13 protein-coding genes are annotated in these 14,686 nt (G+C 31.0%); 4 read left to right on the top strand and 9 right to left on the bottom strand.

Annotated features, from left to right (window positions below; translation table 11 throughout):
* Positions 1-53 precede the first annotated feature (53 nt).
* Complete coding sequence (gene ybeY, locus O9267_RS03005; RefSeq protein ID WP_298175824.1) at positions 54-473, bottom strand: rRNA maturation RNase YbeY; 420 nt, start codon at positions 471-473, stop codon at positions 54-56.
* Complete coding sequence (locus O9267_RS03000; protein ID WP_298175822.1) at positions 466-3,873, bottom strand: DUF4175 family protein; 3,408 nt, start codon at positions 3,871-3,873, stop codon at positions 466-468. The genes ybeY and O9267_RS03000 overlap by 8 nt, the downstream gene beginning before the upstream one ends.
* A 143-nt stretch (positions 3,874-4,016) precedes the next feature.
* Between O9267_RS03000 and gltX the strand changes: the two genes are divergently transcribed.
* The gene (gene gltX, locus O9267_RS02995; RefSeq protein ID WP_298175820.1) at positions 4,017-5,540 is read left to right on the top strand and encodes a glutamate--tRNA ligase; all 1,524 of its coding nucleotides are present in this window, start codon (positions 4,017-4,019) and stop codon (positions 5,538-5,540) included.
* A 40-nt stretch (positions 5,541-5,580) separates the two neighbouring features.
* On the opposite strand, the gene O9267_RS02990 is transcribed toward gltX, so the two are convergent.
* From O9267_RS02990 to O9267_RS02980, 3 genes are read right to left on the bottom strand one after another with little or no spacing between them, the layout of a single operon-like run.
* Positions 5,581-6,255: an outer membrane beta-barrel protein gene (locus O9267_RS02990; RefSeq protein ID WP_298175818.1), complete on the bottom strand. Its 675-nt coding sequence runs from the start codon at positions 6,253-6,255 to the stop codon at positions 5,581-5,583.
* Between the two features lie 5 nt (positions 6,256-6,260).
* Entirely contained in the window at positions 6,261-6,842 is a 582-nt protein-coding gene (locus tag O9267_RS02985; RefSeq protein WP_298175816.1) for a hypothetical protein, read from the bottom strand.
* Between the two features lie 4 nt (positions 6,843-6,846).
* Positions 6,847-7,569 carry a hypothetical protein gene (locus O9267_RS02980; protein WP_298175814.1) on the bottom strand — a complete coding sequence of 241 codons (723 nt, stop codon included), beginning with the start codon at positions 7,567-7,569 and terminating at the stop codon, positions 6,847-6,849.
* A gap of 148 nt (positions 7,570-7,717) precedes the next feature.
* Between O9267_RS02980 and O9267_RS02975 the strand changes: the two genes are divergently transcribed.
* Complete coding sequence (locus O9267_RS02975) at positions 7,718-8,704, top strand: SPFH domain-containing protein (protein ID WP_298175811.1); 987 nt, start codon at positions 7,718-7,720, stop codon at positions 8,702-8,704.
* A 27-nt stretch (positions 8,705-8,731) separates the two neighbouring features.
* Here O9267_RS02975 and O9267_RS02970 read toward each other — a convergent pair whose 3' ends face one another.
* From O9267_RS02970 to O9267_RS02955, 4 genes are all read right to left on the bottom strand, one after another.
* Positions 8,732-8,986 carry a DUF6327 family protein gene (locus O9267_RS02970; protein WP_298175809.1) on the bottom strand — a complete coding sequence of 85 codons (255 nt, stop codon included), beginning with the start codon at positions 8,984-8,986 and terminating at the stop codon, positions 8,732-8,734.
* A gap of 3 nt (positions 8,987-8,989) precedes the next feature.
* Positions 8,990-9,340, bottom strand: a complete 351-nt coding sequence (locus tag O9267_RS02965) for a competence protein (RefSeq protein WP_298175807.1) — start codon at positions 9,338-9,340, stop codon at positions 8,990-8,992.
* A complete protein-coding gene (locus tag O9267_RS02960) occupies positions 9,340-9,669 on the bottom strand; it encodes a YtxH domain-containing protein (protein WP_298175805.1) in 330 nt (109 codons plus the stop codon). Before O9267_RS02960 ends, O9267_RS02965 begins: the two co-directional genes overlap by 1 nt.
* A 278-nt stretch (positions 9,670-9,947) precedes the next feature.
* The gene (locus O9267_RS02955) at positions 9,948-11,630 is read right to left on the bottom strand and encodes a glutamine--tRNA ligase/YqeY domain fusion protein (RefSeq protein WP_298175803.1); all 1,683 of its coding nucleotides are present in this window, start codon (positions 11,628-11,630) and stop codon (positions 9,948-9,950) included.
* A gap of 368 nt (positions 11,631-11,998) precedes the next feature.
* Between O9267_RS02955 and O9267_RS02950 the strand changes: the two genes are divergently transcribed.
* Both O9267_RS02950 and O9267_RS02945 read left to right on the top strand, forming a co-directional pair.
* Positions 11,999-13,309 (top strand): hypothetical protein, encoded by a 1,311-nt coding sequence (locus O9267_RS02950; RefSeq protein ID WP_298175801.1) that lies wholly within the window; start codon positions 11,999-12,001, stop codon positions 13,307-13,309.
* A gap of 2 nt (positions 13,310-13,311) precedes the next feature.
* Positions 13,312-14,685: a PorP/SprF family type IX secretion system membrane protein gene (locus tag O9267_RS02945; RefSeq protein ID WP_298175799.1), complete on the top strand. Its 1,374-nt coding sequence runs from the start codon at positions 13,312-13,314 to the stop codon at positions 14,683-14,685.
* Position 14,686: the final 1 nt, after the last annotated feature.

The raw sequence follows: 14,686 nt of genomic DNA, 5'->3' as shown, positions 1-14,686 counted from the left end.
TTTATGTTCCACGTGGAACGATTTTGATTTATAATTTTTGAAAGATGTTTAAGTTAATGTTCCACGTGAAACATCTTTGTTTTTTCATCTTCTTTACTACGCATTAAAGCTTCGTCTTCTTCAGATTTGTCTTTATATCCGCAGTAGTGTAATATGCCATGAATGATCACTCTTTTAAGTTCATCATCAAATGTGGCATTGAAATCAATTGCGTTATCTTTTACTCTATCAATAGAAACAAAAATATCACCATTCAATTCGTTGCCTACTGAATAGTCAAAACTAATTATATCTGTATAATAATCGTGATCTAAATACTGCTTGTTGATTTCGAGTATGTATTCATCATCACAAAAGATATAATTGATGTCGCCTTCCTTTTTGTTTTCAGACAGAATAACTCTTGAAATCCAATCTGAAAATTGAGTTTCGTTTTCTAGCTGAAATTCTGTTTCGTAATTAAAACTAATCATTTGTTTTGAAATATTCTTGAACCTTCTGGTTGTAATTTGCACGCAAAGGTAATGTTTGTCTGTTTAATATTTCAATGCTATTGATATATTCTTGCAAACGTTGCGGCAAGGCATTTGAAGTATTAGTAAACTCTTTTTTGTTTGTTTCAGATTGGCGTTTCTTTTCTTCTCCTTGCTGTTGAACTGCTTTTTCAAGTTTTAATAATTCATATTTAAGATTCATCATCTTTTGAAGTACATCGTTATTAAAACCTTTATTAAGCAATTGTTTTTCCAACTGTTTCATTTGATCAAGCGTTCCTTGACCAACACCACCAAGACCTTTTTTGTTTAATTCATTTTGCAAAGCTTCTCGCAATTGTTGCTGCTCTTTGTATATTTCCATTATGCGTTCTGCTTCACCTTCACCATCTTCGCCATTTTCACCATCTTTATTTCCTTGACCACTTCCACCGCCGCCTTGACCATCTTTTCCGTTTTTACCTTGACCTTCTTTTCGAGATTTTCCTTCTTTGCCCTTTCCTTCTTTGCCTCCTTCTTTTTCACCTTCACTGCCTTCTTTTCCATCACCAGGTTTTTTTCCAGGTTTCTTTCCTTGCTTAGCTTTTTCAGCTAAACTTTCTTGCTTCTTGATAATGTCTGGCAACTGCATTCCTTCTCCACTACCTTGACCTGGTTTTGGCATTCCTTTTTTACCTGATCCAGAACCCGACATAGACATAGACATTTGCATATTGTTGAGAATATCGCTTAAAAAATCAGCTAATTTATTAGCAGATGAAACAGCATATTGTTGATGCGAAACACCCTTAGAAATATTAGCTTCAGCTAAATTATCAAGTGCTTTGTCCACATTATAATGTACGTTACCAACTTCGGTATTTATGTTTTCGGTAAATTTTGGATTACGCAATGACATTGCAAACAAACTATCATCAACATGTTTAAATTGTTCACGCAAATCTTGTTGCTTTTTTAAATATTTATTGAACGAAGGCGAACCTCTTTTCAAACCTTTAAATTGTCCCATAACATCTTCTTCTGAAAAAGAGAATGCTAAAAGATTATCCAAAATCTGACGCAACATAGCGACGTCTTCTTCCATTTGTTCCATTTCGCCGCCTTCCATTTCCATTTGCATGCCTTGAGACATTTCTTTCATTTTTTTAGAAGCTGATTTTTGTTTAGGTTTTGCTTTTGACGAATTTTGTTTCTTTAATTCTTCACTAGCTTTATTTAAATCATCCTCAATACTTTTTTCTTTTTGCGCATCATTTGGAATATCTAAAGGTTTTTTTAGTTCTTTATTTTCTTTTTCAAGCTCTTTTAATTCTTCTTTAATTTTATCGAACTCTTTATTTATTTCATCTTGCTTATTAGCATCATTTTTTTCGTCTTCTGCTAACTTATCTTGTTTCTCTGCAAGCTTGTCTAATTTATCAGCAATCTGCTCAGCTTTTTTCTGAACATAATATCTTTTGGTTAACTCAACCAATTGCTCCAAATTCTTGTTTTGAGCTTTGCTGCTTTGTTTGAAATTTTCCATTTTTTCAAACAATTCCTCTTTTTGAATTTTGTCGTTGAGTTGCTTTAACTCCTCTAATAACTTTTTATTCTTTTCAAAATCCTTATCAACTTTCTCTAGACGTTCTTTCAATAATTCTTTTACTTGATCCTTTTTATCGGTTTTGAACTTCTCTAAATTATCTTTCATCTTTTCAGCAAATTCTTTCATCATTTCGTCTTGTTGTTTCTGACGTTGGATAAAATCATTTACTTTCTGTTGTTCTTTGAATTCGAGATTGTCTTTCTCTTTGCCCATCTTTTGCAATTTCTCCATTTCGTTGAATTGCTTTTCTTGCGTTTTAAGAGACTTTTCTAATGAATTTATGTTATTGTTTTGTTGTTGCATCATCTCATCTTCTTTCTCTACTTCGGTAGATTCACGATGTGAAAAAACAGCTGACTTGGTAGATTTATAATTATGAATAGCATCATTGTCAAAAATCTCAAAATAGTATTCGTAAGCAACACCTTCTTCAATTGGCAAATTACTTGGGAAAGCAAAAACGAATTGATCGTAAACTTCTTTCTTAACAGCAATTGTTCCACGTTTGGCTTGCATTGGTTTGTCTTTTGGATAATAAATCACTTGCAATTTAGAAAGCCCATAATCATCAGAAACTTGTCCTAAAACATAGTTTTTGGCAATTTTAAGACTGTCTGGAGCATTATTTACATTGATTGTTGGAAATTGATCTTTTACAACCGATATTTGATAGTTAAGTTTCTCATAATCTTTAACTTTTGTATTCGAAGTAATGATTTGATATTCTGTATTTTGAGAAATATTTTTAGTTAAAACAAATTGATTTTCATTCTTAGAAAAAGGATACTTTACATTTGAATCTAACCATTCCACTTTTTGAGTTGCCAAAGTGTTCATTTTCCATGTAACTCGCGTTCCTTCAGGAATAATGGCGTTTCCTGTTCCTTTAATAATTTCTGCCTTTTTATTTAGATACGATGGATAATTCAGCACCATTTCAAAATTAGCAATCGATGGAACAGTTACCACATTTAATTCAAATTCGTTAGAAGAAACTTCATTAGCTTCAATATGAAACTCAACATTCCCTTTTGGTTTAGGAATTACAAACTGAAATTCACCTGCTTTTGTGGTTTCCATAAAATAGCTTTCGTCACCAATAAAAATCATCGCAGTTTCTGGAACAACTTTTCCCACTGTTTTTACTTTCAAAAGAAAATCTTGATTCTGTTCGGTTTGAAGATTTTTATTCAAAACTTGAAATTCAAATGGAGCTGGTGGCAAAAATTGCTCTTTGTAATGCACTACTCTATTGAAACTTTGAGAAAGAATATCGCTTTTGCCAGAAATCATAAAAAACAAAACAAATAGAATCGGAATAATAGCTAATGGCAAATATTTTTTGTTTTTTGAAAAATTAACGGCATTTCCAAAAGGAATTGGTTGCAAAGAATTGGCTTTTTGATCTATTGAAGCCAAAAGTAATTCTGATTTATTGGCGTCTTGAGAAAGTTGCAAAAAGTTGGTAAGCTTGTCTCCTACTTCGTTGAAATGATTTCCAATAATTTTGGAAGCATCATCATAGTTAATTCCTTTTTGGAGTTTAAACAATTTGAAAATTGGAAAAAGAATAAAACGAACCAACAAGAAAAGTTCCACAAGAATAAATGTCCAGAATAGAATAGTCCTAGCCGTTGGTTTTAGCCAAAGAAAATACTCAACAAAAAGAGTGAAGATAAAATACAACAATCCGAGACCAACGAAGAAAATTGTTCCACGTAGCAACTCATTGGCGTAAAACTTCTTGATAAACTGCTCAAGTTTATTGTAAATTATGTTCTGGTTTTCCAAAATTGTTAATCATTTGTTTATAACCGATAAAAGTAATAATTTCTACTTACAATAAAAGTTAAATCTTTACTAAACGAAAAAATCAATTTCAATAGCAATGACAATTTCAATGACAGTTGTATCTTTGACCAAAATTTACAACCATGTCTAAACAAGTTCGTGTGCGTTTTGCACCAAGTCCGACTGGACCTTTACATATTGGCGGAGTTCGAACTGCGCTTTTTAATTATTTATTTGCCAAAAAAAATAATGGTATCTTCTATTTACGAATTGAAGATACCGATCAAAATCGTTTTGTTCCTGGAGCAGAACAATATATTATGGAAGCTTTAGATTGGTTAGGAATCGCGCCAAGTGAAACCGTTGGAAAGAATGAAAAATTTGGCCCTTATCGTCAGTCTGAACGCAAAACTTTATACAAGCAATATGCGGATCAATTGATTGCGTCTGGAAATGCTTACTATGCATTTGACACGGCAGAAAGTTTAGATACGTTGAGAAAACAATATGAGGCTGAAGGAAAGACATTTATATACAATTGGAGCAATCGTGAAAAATTGGATACTTCGTTAGTAATTTCAAAAGAAGAAACCGAAAAAAGAATTGCGGCTGGACAAGATTATGTTATTCGTTTTAAAACACCTGTTGATGAAACTTTGCATTTGCATGACATTATTCGTGGTGATATAAAATTTGAAAGCAATTTGTTAGACGATAAAGTTTTGTTCAAATCTGACGGAATGCCGACGTATCATTTAGCCAATATTGTTGATGATCATTTGATGGAAACCTCACATGTAATTCGTGGTGAAGAATGGCTGCCATCAATGCCATTACACATTTTACTATATAGAGCATTTGGTTGGGAAGCGCCAGAATTTGCCCATTTACCATTGATTTTAAAACCAATTGGAAACGGAAAATTATCAAAACGTGATGGCGACAAAATGGGATTTCCTGTTTTTCCATTAGAATGGACAGATGCTTCCAGCATGACAAAATCGGATGGCTATAGAGAAAAAGGTTTTTTCCCAGAAGCAGTTGTAAATTTTTTAGCCTTATTAGGCTGGAATGACGGAACCGATCAAGAATTATTTACGTTAGAAGAATTGGCTGAAAAATTTGATTTGAATAGAGTTCATAAAGCTGGAGCTAAATTTGATCCTGAGAAAAATAAATGGTTTAATCATCAATATTTGCAAAAACAAAGTGATGAAAATTTGGCAAAAGCCTTCGCTCCTATTTTGGCTGAAAAAGGCACTTCGACTGCGCTCAGTGTGACAGAAGAAAAGTTAACGAAAGTAGTTTCCTTAATAAAAGAACGAGCAAATTTCGTTTCAGATTTCTGGGAATTATCAGATTATTTCTTTGTTGCACCAACATCGTATGATGAAAAAGCAGCTAAAAATTGGAAAGAAGAAACACCAAATTTAATGCAACAATTGATTTCAGTACTAGAAAATATTGGAGATTTCACATCGGTAACTATCGAAACGATTGTAAAAGATTGGATGACAAAAAACGAAATTGGAATGGGAAAAGTAATGCAACCTTTCCGATTGAGTTTGGTTGGTGCTTTGAAAGGTCCACATCTTTTTGATATAGTAGAAATGATTGGAAAAGATGAAACTATTAAGCGATTGGAAAAAGCGATAGCAAGTTTATAGAAAAAAAAGCCCTGAAATTTCAGGGCTTTTCTTTTTTTATCTAGAAAACTTCATAACTTATACCAAAAGAAATTCCTCTTGTTTTAGCTTCTAATATTGGACCTGTATAAATATTATTATCATTAAAACTATCGGTTTGAACTCCCGATAATATATTTGCAAACCCCATACTATATCTTAAATCAAATCTAAATTTGTTATAACCACCCGTTAGACCTAATCCTGGTCCGTAATTAAATTGAGAAGTTTTCTGCAAGTCATTTTCTTCAAGTAAGTAGGGTAAGTATAATTCTCCGTTTACATCTGCACCTTTTGAAGGTTGAATTGGATCAAGAAAAGATACAAAACCGCCTAATTGTGTGCCAAGATAAAATTTATCTTCGTCAGGTTTAATAAAATAATAGTTAACATAAAAACCTAATTCAATATTTGAATATTTGTATTTTGATTCTTTAACTTCTAAAAGATTAACATCAGTAGTTTTTAGGTTTAAGATGTTTTCATTATATAAAATTTCAACTTGATAATTATATGTTTGATGATATCCAAAATTAAAATCTACACCTGCCATAAAACCAGCTCCAGCAGTCGATAACAAATCTTTTGATTCTAAAGCTGATTGGGAAAACCCCGCTGTTACATAAAAAGCCCTTGGCGCTTGACTGTATGCATTTAAAGAAACTACTAATAGAGTTATAAAGTAATATTTTTTCATTTTATTTATTTTTTGCAATTGATATATGTTGTGTCAGTAAAAAACCCTTCTATTGATGTCCTATATATTTCTAGTTTAGCTAATACATCAGGACAATCTGAAAAATGTTTTTCGACCATTGGAGCTACCTTTTCCTTGTCACCCTTTTTTGAGCTTTTAGCACTTGAATTAAAATTTACATCATCAATAATCATTTGATTACTATCAATTACAAGCAATCGATAAGAATCTGTTGAATAGGAAGATCTTCCGCTTGTTACAGTTGTAGTGATTTTTACACCTATTAATTGTTTGTCTTCTTTTTCTCCAAAAACAAAAAAGACGCTATGTGGTCTTTTATTATTTAACTTAAAAGACCTTAATAAACTAGAACCAACAACTGCATAATCTAAATCGTCAAACTTTACATATTTTTCCCAAGTTTTACCTGGTAATGAATAGGATATTCTTTTGTCGATTAAAATAACTCTAACAGATTGATTATCCATTATTGTTCTTCCGCCTTTCTTATCAACGAAGTAAGAATTTTGAGAAAATGAACTTAATGAACTTACCAAAAATAAAAACAGCAATACTATCTTTTTCATAAGTTTAAGGTTTAGTTATTTTAGCAGAACCCTTTACAACAACTGGAAATGCTTGTGAGGAATTGAATAATACTTCACAAAAAGCAAAAGTTAGTTTATTATTAACCAATGTGACAGATACAACACCCGAATTAGCTGAAAAAAAGTATCCCGATTTTAACAACGTTAAACCAACCTCATTACTAGCAAGAGTTGAAGTCCAATCTTTAATATTGTATAATCCAGTTGCAGGAGTATTTCCATTGTAAAAAATCAGCTCAATATCGTCATTTCCATCTGCATTTAAAGTATAATTACCGGAACTTACTGATGAATAAATAGAAGTAAACGTAATTGGATCAAGCACTCCTCCTGAATAACTCATTGTATTATTAGTAGGATTACATGCAACAGGATTTGGAATAACCTCCATAGTTACAACACTCTCAATACTTTCACATATTCCTTTTTTTACTTTTAATTTATAATCTCCAGCCATTGCTGCTGTTGCATTATTAATTGTAGGGTTTGGTAAACTTGAACTAAAACCATTAGGACCACTCCAACTGTAACTATACGAAGTATCTTGAATTAATGGTGTAGATAAATTAATTGTTCCTCCTGAAATTACTGGAGAATTACTTGTCGTTTCTACTGATGGCAAAACACAAGATACGGGTTCTTCCTTTACACAACTGGTTAGCATAAGTGAACCAATCATAAAGAAAAACATTAAATTTTTTTTCATAATACTTTTGTTAAATAAATTTAGTTTTAAAAATCTGACAAATATATATTAATTAGTTTTTAAAAAAAGAATAAGCCATTTAATTTTATTTGTAACATATTGATATTTTGTGCGTATAATAGTTATAACAAATTAATCAAAATAACAAATGAACGTATTTATCTATTTCTTTTTAGGATTGGGAATTTTTATTCTGCTTTCCTCTTTTTTTACTGTAAAACAACAAACCGCTGTCGTTATTGAGCGTTTTGGAAAATTTACGAGTATTAGAAACTCAGGTTTACAACTTAAAATTCCGGTTATTGACAGAGTTGCTGGTCGAGTTAACTTAAGAATTCAACAATTAGATGTCTTGATTGAAACTAAAACTAAAGATAACGTGTTTATCAAAATGAAAGTTTCGGTTCAGTTTAAAGTTATTCAAGACAAAGTTTATGAAGCTTTTTACAAATTAGAATATCCTCACGATCAGATTACTGCGTATGTTTTTGACGTAGTTCGTGCCGAAGTTCCTAAATTGATTTTGGATGACGTTTTTGTTAGAAAAGACGATATTGCTATTGCTGTAAAACGTGAATTGAACGAAGCAATGACAACTTACGGCTATGACATTATCAATACTTTAGTAACCGATATTGATCCCGATATTCAAGTTAAAAATGCGATGAACAGAATCAACGCAGCTGATAGAGAAAAAACGGCTGCTGAATTTGAATCTGAAGCTCAACGTATTAGAATTGTTGCAAAAGCAAAAGCGGAAGCAGAAAGTAAAAAATTGCAAGGTCAAGGTATTGCCGACCAAAGAAGAGAAATTGCTCGTGGATTGGTAGAAAGTGTTGAAGTATTGAATTCTGTTGGAATTAATTCTCAAGAAGCTTCTGCATTAATCGTAGTTACACAACATTATGATACTTTACAAGCAATTGGTGCAGATACTAATTCGAATTTGATTTTATTACCAAATTCACCGCAAGCTGGAAGCGATATGTTGAATAATATGGTGGCAAGTTTTACGGCAAGTAACCAAATTGGTGAAACTATGAAAAACCAACCAAAACGTGTGAAAGCAAAAAATGATCACACTTCAACTGATTTTAATCCTAGTGATACTTCTAATCCAACTGACGAAGTTTAATGTAATATTTCAGATAAAAAAAGAGGCTTAATCGCCTCTTTTTCTGTTTATATACCAATTGATAATATAAGGAATTGCTATTTTTAAAAGTGTTCCATACGTTCCAGAAAATGCTTTTTGATACAAATTTCCAAGAAAAGATATCGATTTGGAAGGAAGAATACTTTCTTTGGTTTTTTCAACACTTAAAAGCATTTTTTGATAATAGAGTTCTTTTTCAACTTTCAGAATTTCCAAATCATTTTCAATTTGTGCGTAAGAGGAATATTTTTTTGTTTCCATAAGTTAATCATTAAAAAATATTTCTGAAAATTTCTCTAAAATTGGACCTTCTACTATTTTATCTTTTACTAAAAACAATAACAACGCCAATACCAAATAAACTCCTGCAACAGCAAGAAATCCAAGAGGATAACTATCAAATAATTGTCCTAAAGCCATTGCTCCTGCAATAGAAATAAAAAGTAAAACAATCATCAAGCACAATGCTATCAAGAAAAACTTGAGCATTAGTGTAGTTGATTTCATAGCCACTTTAAAACCCCAAAGTTTGTAGTATGCTAAACTGCTATCTATATAAGCTTTGGCATTTTCTTGAATGGCATCTGTATTTTCTTTTAGTTCTTCAAAAGCCATTATTTCTGAAGTTTTGCGTTTTCCTTTTTTAATTCGGCTAATTTTTCTTCTAAAAATGTGATTGCTTCTTCCGCTTTGTAACTTGAATTGGAAAGTAAATTTTCTACCGTTTCTTTCAAGTCATCTTTGGTTTTAGAAAATTTTTCTTTGGTTTCTTCTTCAAGAGCATCCCACTTGGTTTTGGCTTCTCCTTTTAAATCATCAAAACCTTCTTTTAGTTTTTCTCTTGTTTTTGAACCTTTGTCAGGTGCAAATAAAATTCCTAACCCAACTCCTATTGCAGCACCTGCTAAAATTGCTAAAATGCTATTTCCATTTTTACTTGACATAACTTTATGTTTTAATTATTCTAAAATTACAAAATTTTATCATGTCGTAGTGTTAAATCACCGTTAAAGAATCGAAAATCATTTTAAAGCGAAATAATGAACGTTTATAAGCGGTTTGGTTGATTATGTTGCTTGATTTTTAAAAATTGATTAGAATTAAAATATGAAGGTCGTTTTTAATAGTGAATTTCTATTAAAATTAAATAACTATAGAAACTTTATATAATAGAAAAACCCAACATTTCTGCTGGGTTTCATAAATAAAAACTATTTTGAAATTATTCTTTACTTTCCACTTTTGCCCAAGTATCTCTTAAGCCAACTGTTTTGTTAAAAACTAATTTTTCTGAAGAAGAATCTTTATCAACACAATAATATCCTAATCGTTGAAATTGAAATCTTTCACCATCTTTTGCAGAAGCCAAACTTGGTTCAAGATATCCTGTAATTACTTCTAAAGAGTTTGGGTTAATGTATTCTTTAAAATCTACATCTTTATCACCATCAGGATTTTCGTGAGTAAAAAGTCGGTCATACAGACGAACTTCAGCTTCAATTGCGTGTTTTATTGAAACCCAATGAATGGTTCCTTTTACTTTTCTTTGGCTTGCTTCTGTTCCACTTCCGCTTCTAGAATCTTCGTCGTAAGTACAGTGAATTTCAGTGATATTTCCTTCCGAATCTTTTACAACTGATTCTCCTTTAATGATATAAGCATTTTTTAAACGAACTTCAGTACCTAAAGTCAAACGGAAAAATTTCTTATTGGCTTCCTCTTGAAAATCTTCTCTTTCTATATATAATTCTCTAGAAAAAGGCACTTGTCTGAAACCTAAACTAGCATCTTCTTGACTGTTTTCAGCTTCTAAACTTTCTTCTTTTCCATCAGGATAATTTGTAATTACCAATTTTACAGGGTTTAAAACCGCCATAACTCTTGGAGCTGTTTTGTTCAAATCTTCGCGAACACAGAACTCTAAAAGTGAAACATCTATAAGATTTGTACGTTTTGCGATTCCGATTGTATTGGCAAAATTTCGTATTGATGCTGGTGTATAACCACGTCTTCTCATTCCTGAAATAGTGCTCATTCTTGGATCATCCCAAGAAGTAACGTGCTTTTCTTGAACTAATTGCAATAGTTTTCTTTTAGAAACTACAGTATGCGAAAGATTTCTTCTGGCAAATTCACGTTGCTTTGGACGCACTTTATTACTATCATAAATTTGATTTAAAAACCAATCGTACAATTCTCTGTGTGGCAAAAATTCTAACGTACAAAACGAATGTGAAATTTGTTCTAAATAGTCACTTTCGCCATGTGCCCAATCGTACATAGGGTAAATACACCATTTATCACCAGTTCTATGATGATGAGCATGTAAAATTCGATACATAATTGGATCACGCATCAACATATTATTAGCGCCCATACTTATCTTAGCACGAAGAATGTGTGTTCCATTTGGAAATTCTCCATTTTTCATTCTTTCAAAAAGGTCTAAATTCTCTTCAACCGAACGATTTCTGTATGGAGAATCGGTTCCTGGAGTTGTTGGTGATCCTTTTTGAATAGCCATTTCTTCAGAAGATTGGCTATCAACATAGGCTTTTCCATCTTTAATAAACTGAACTGCCCAATCGTATAATTCTTGAAAATAATCAGAGGCATAACATTCTTTATCCCATTTAAAACCAAGCCACTCTACATCTCTTTTGATTGCGTCAACAAATTCCTGTTCTTCTTTTGCAGGATTGGTATCATCAAAACGCAAATTTACTGGCGCTTGATAATCAATTCCTAAGCCAAAATTTAAACAAATAGCACTCGCATGACCAACGTGTAAATATCCGTTTGGTTCAGGCGGAAAACGAAAACGAAGTTTATCATTAGACAAACCATTTTTTAAATCTTCTTCTATGATTTGTTCAATAAAATTGAGTGACTTTTCTTCTGACATTACTTTACTTTTTTGCAAAAATAAGGATTTTTATCAACAATTAATTCTATTTATAAACAACTTCTTTGAAAAAAGGTGTAGGTTATTTTTTATTTATTATCGATAAAATGCGAAAATATTAGTTTATTTGCATATATTTGTTAGTTTGTAGGAAATTTAAAGTCGAAATTTAAAAGAGTTTTTATACTTTTGTAAGTATTTAAGGGTCTTAATGTTTATAACAAATTGTGTGAATTATGTTTGATAGAATATTAAATTCTTTAGTTATCAAAAATAGAACATTTTTTTCTATCTTTTGTCTTGTTGTGATAAGCGCAAACTGTTACTCACAAATAAACATTTTAAAACCTTCTCTAGGATTTACACAAGTGTGTTCATCACCTACTTTTAATAATTTCACTTTAACTTTTTCATTTAACCCTCAACCAAATTCTGATAATAACTTTATAGTAGAATTATCAGATGAAACTGGAAGTTTTACATCACCAACTCAACTTACAACCTCTAATTCACAAACTTCACCCGTTTTGGTTTCATTTGCCATGCCTATAACAGTAGCTGGCTCAGCATACAGAATAAGAATAAGAAGCACTTCGCCAGCTAGTTTTAGTATATTAAGTGATTCATTTTCAGCAAATTACTCTATTTATAATGAACCATTTACAATAAATAATAATATTTCGAACCAAAGTTTTTGTCAAAATTCGAGCTATTTATTAAGTGTTGATAATTCAAGTAATAGTCCGCTACAATATCCTCAACTTAAATATAAATGGTTTAGAGATGGTAATTTACTTACCGGAGAAATTTCTTCATCAATACAAGTTACGCAAGCAGGAAATTATTATGCTAGTATAGATTATGGCACATGTACAAACAATGCCTACTCTCAAGCTGTTAGCATGTTTGCCATTCCAGTACCTATTTTAGTAATTGCATCAGAAAATAATGAAACGGTTATTTGTCCTTCAACTGGAATTGTGCTTACTACCTCTAATATTTCAAGTTTAAATTCATATCAATGGTATTTGAATAATTCGGCTATTCCTAATGCAAATAATGATAACTATACCGCAACAGAAGCTGGGATTTATCACTTAAAAATCACTACTCCTAATTGTGGTTTGACTTCAAACAATATAACCTTAACTGAAATTGATGATTCAGGATTAAAAATATTTGATGATTCAGGATTAGAAATAATTTCTGGTTCAGAAATAGAAATAACTTCTGGTGAACAAATGACTATTACTGCTTCGGGAGGAGAATCATATGAATGGAAAGCAGATAATGTTGTGGTAGGAACTGATTCAAATTTAGTAATAAATCAAGCAGAAACAATAGAGTTGAATGCCATAATTGGTGGTTGTACTATTACTAGAAGTTTTATAGTTACTGTAAAAGAAATTCCTAGTGGTGATGGAATTATTCCTAATACAATTACCCCAAATAATGATGATAGTAATAATACTTGGATATTACCTGATGAATATGTAGGTAAAGAAGATGTAGAAGTTGTAATTTTTACTGCATCAAATGAAGAAATTTTAAGAACGAAAAACTATTCAAATAATTGGCCATTAGAAGGATTTGTGAAAAACAACACTGTTTATTATTATAAAATTTTGAAAAAAAATTCAATAGTTGCTAAAGGAACATTATCTATAATAACAAAATAAATATGAGGAAAATTACACCTATTCTTTTTTTTGTTATATGTTTAAAAATGAGCTCCGTAAGCTCACAAAACATCGTAGATAAATTTGATATGCCGTCTCAAACGTTTATCAAGTTTAATAGAAATTATATTAATCCATCCTTTGCACTGTTTAATACTAATAAAGCAGAAATAATTTTAAACCATAGAAGTCAATGGTTTGAAACTAGTGATGCTCCAAAAACCTATTTGATAAGTTTTAACGGAAACAACTATCAAAAAAGTGGTTATGGATTAAGCTTGTATCAAAAAACGGTTGGTGTTTGGAAAAGCATTGGTGCAATAGGAAATTATTCTAGAGGCATAAATTTATCTGAAAACACTGTCTTAGGTTTAGGATTTAATGTCATAGGTTTTAGTTCGGATTTAGATAGAACCAGAATTATAACTGCTGAGCCTGAAACATTGTTTAATCAGTATGAAAAAACAAATTTATTGCTTTTAAATCCGGGTATTTCTCTTCAAATAAGTCAATTTAATATTGGTATTTATGGAGATAATTTGGTAGATTATAATTTTACTACAAGCAAAATTCAAACACCTTTTGCTGAAAAAACATATTCCGGTCATTTGATGTATAGCTCTTCAAAAAGTGAAGCAAGTAACATATTTGAAAACAGTGATTTAACTTTATTAACTAGAGCAAAATACTCTAAAAATGAAGATTTAGAATATACTGGTGGTTTTTTATATAATATGCCAAGAGCTGGTTGGTTGCAAGGTTCATATAACAGTTTGTATGGAGCTTCATTGGGCGTTGGTTTTAATTTATTATCAAAATTTGCCATTGGATATAATTATGAAAAAGGATTAAAAGATGAGATTACAAATTTAGGTCCAACACATGAATTTTATTTAGCTTATGCCTTTAGCAGTAATGACGATTATGTACCTTCAAAACCTACTAAAACTAAGAAAAAAGAATTAGATAAAACAAAAACGTTAGAAGAAGAAGAAATAAGACGCTACAAGAAAAAAGTATATGACAAAGAAGTTGCTATAGACAATAAAACATCGAAAGATAAAATTGATAAATTCAAAAAAATAGCTGAAGAAGAAGATATAAACTATTTAATTCTACCTGAAAAAAACGGTAGTATCAAAAAAGGTTATTATCTAATTACAAATGTGTATAGTGACAAAGCAACTGCTGAGAAAAAATTAGCAGAATTACGAAAATTGGGCTTGAAGAAAAGTGGTTTTTTCACAACAGCAAGTGGTGAGTGGAACTATGTTTTTCTTGAAAGATATGACAACTTAGAAGATGCTAAAAAGGCAAATTCTTCTAATTATAACAAAAAATACAAAGATATAATTTGGATGCTCCCAATCTTATAAA

Source organism: Flavobacterium sp. (assembly GCF_027531705.1).
GTDB lineage: Bacteria > Bacteroidota > Bacteroidia > Flavobacteriales > Flavobacteriaceae > Flavobacterium.
The sequence above is the reverse complement of the archived record's forward strand: the minus strand, read 5'-3'. Positions and strand labels throughout refer to the sequence as shown.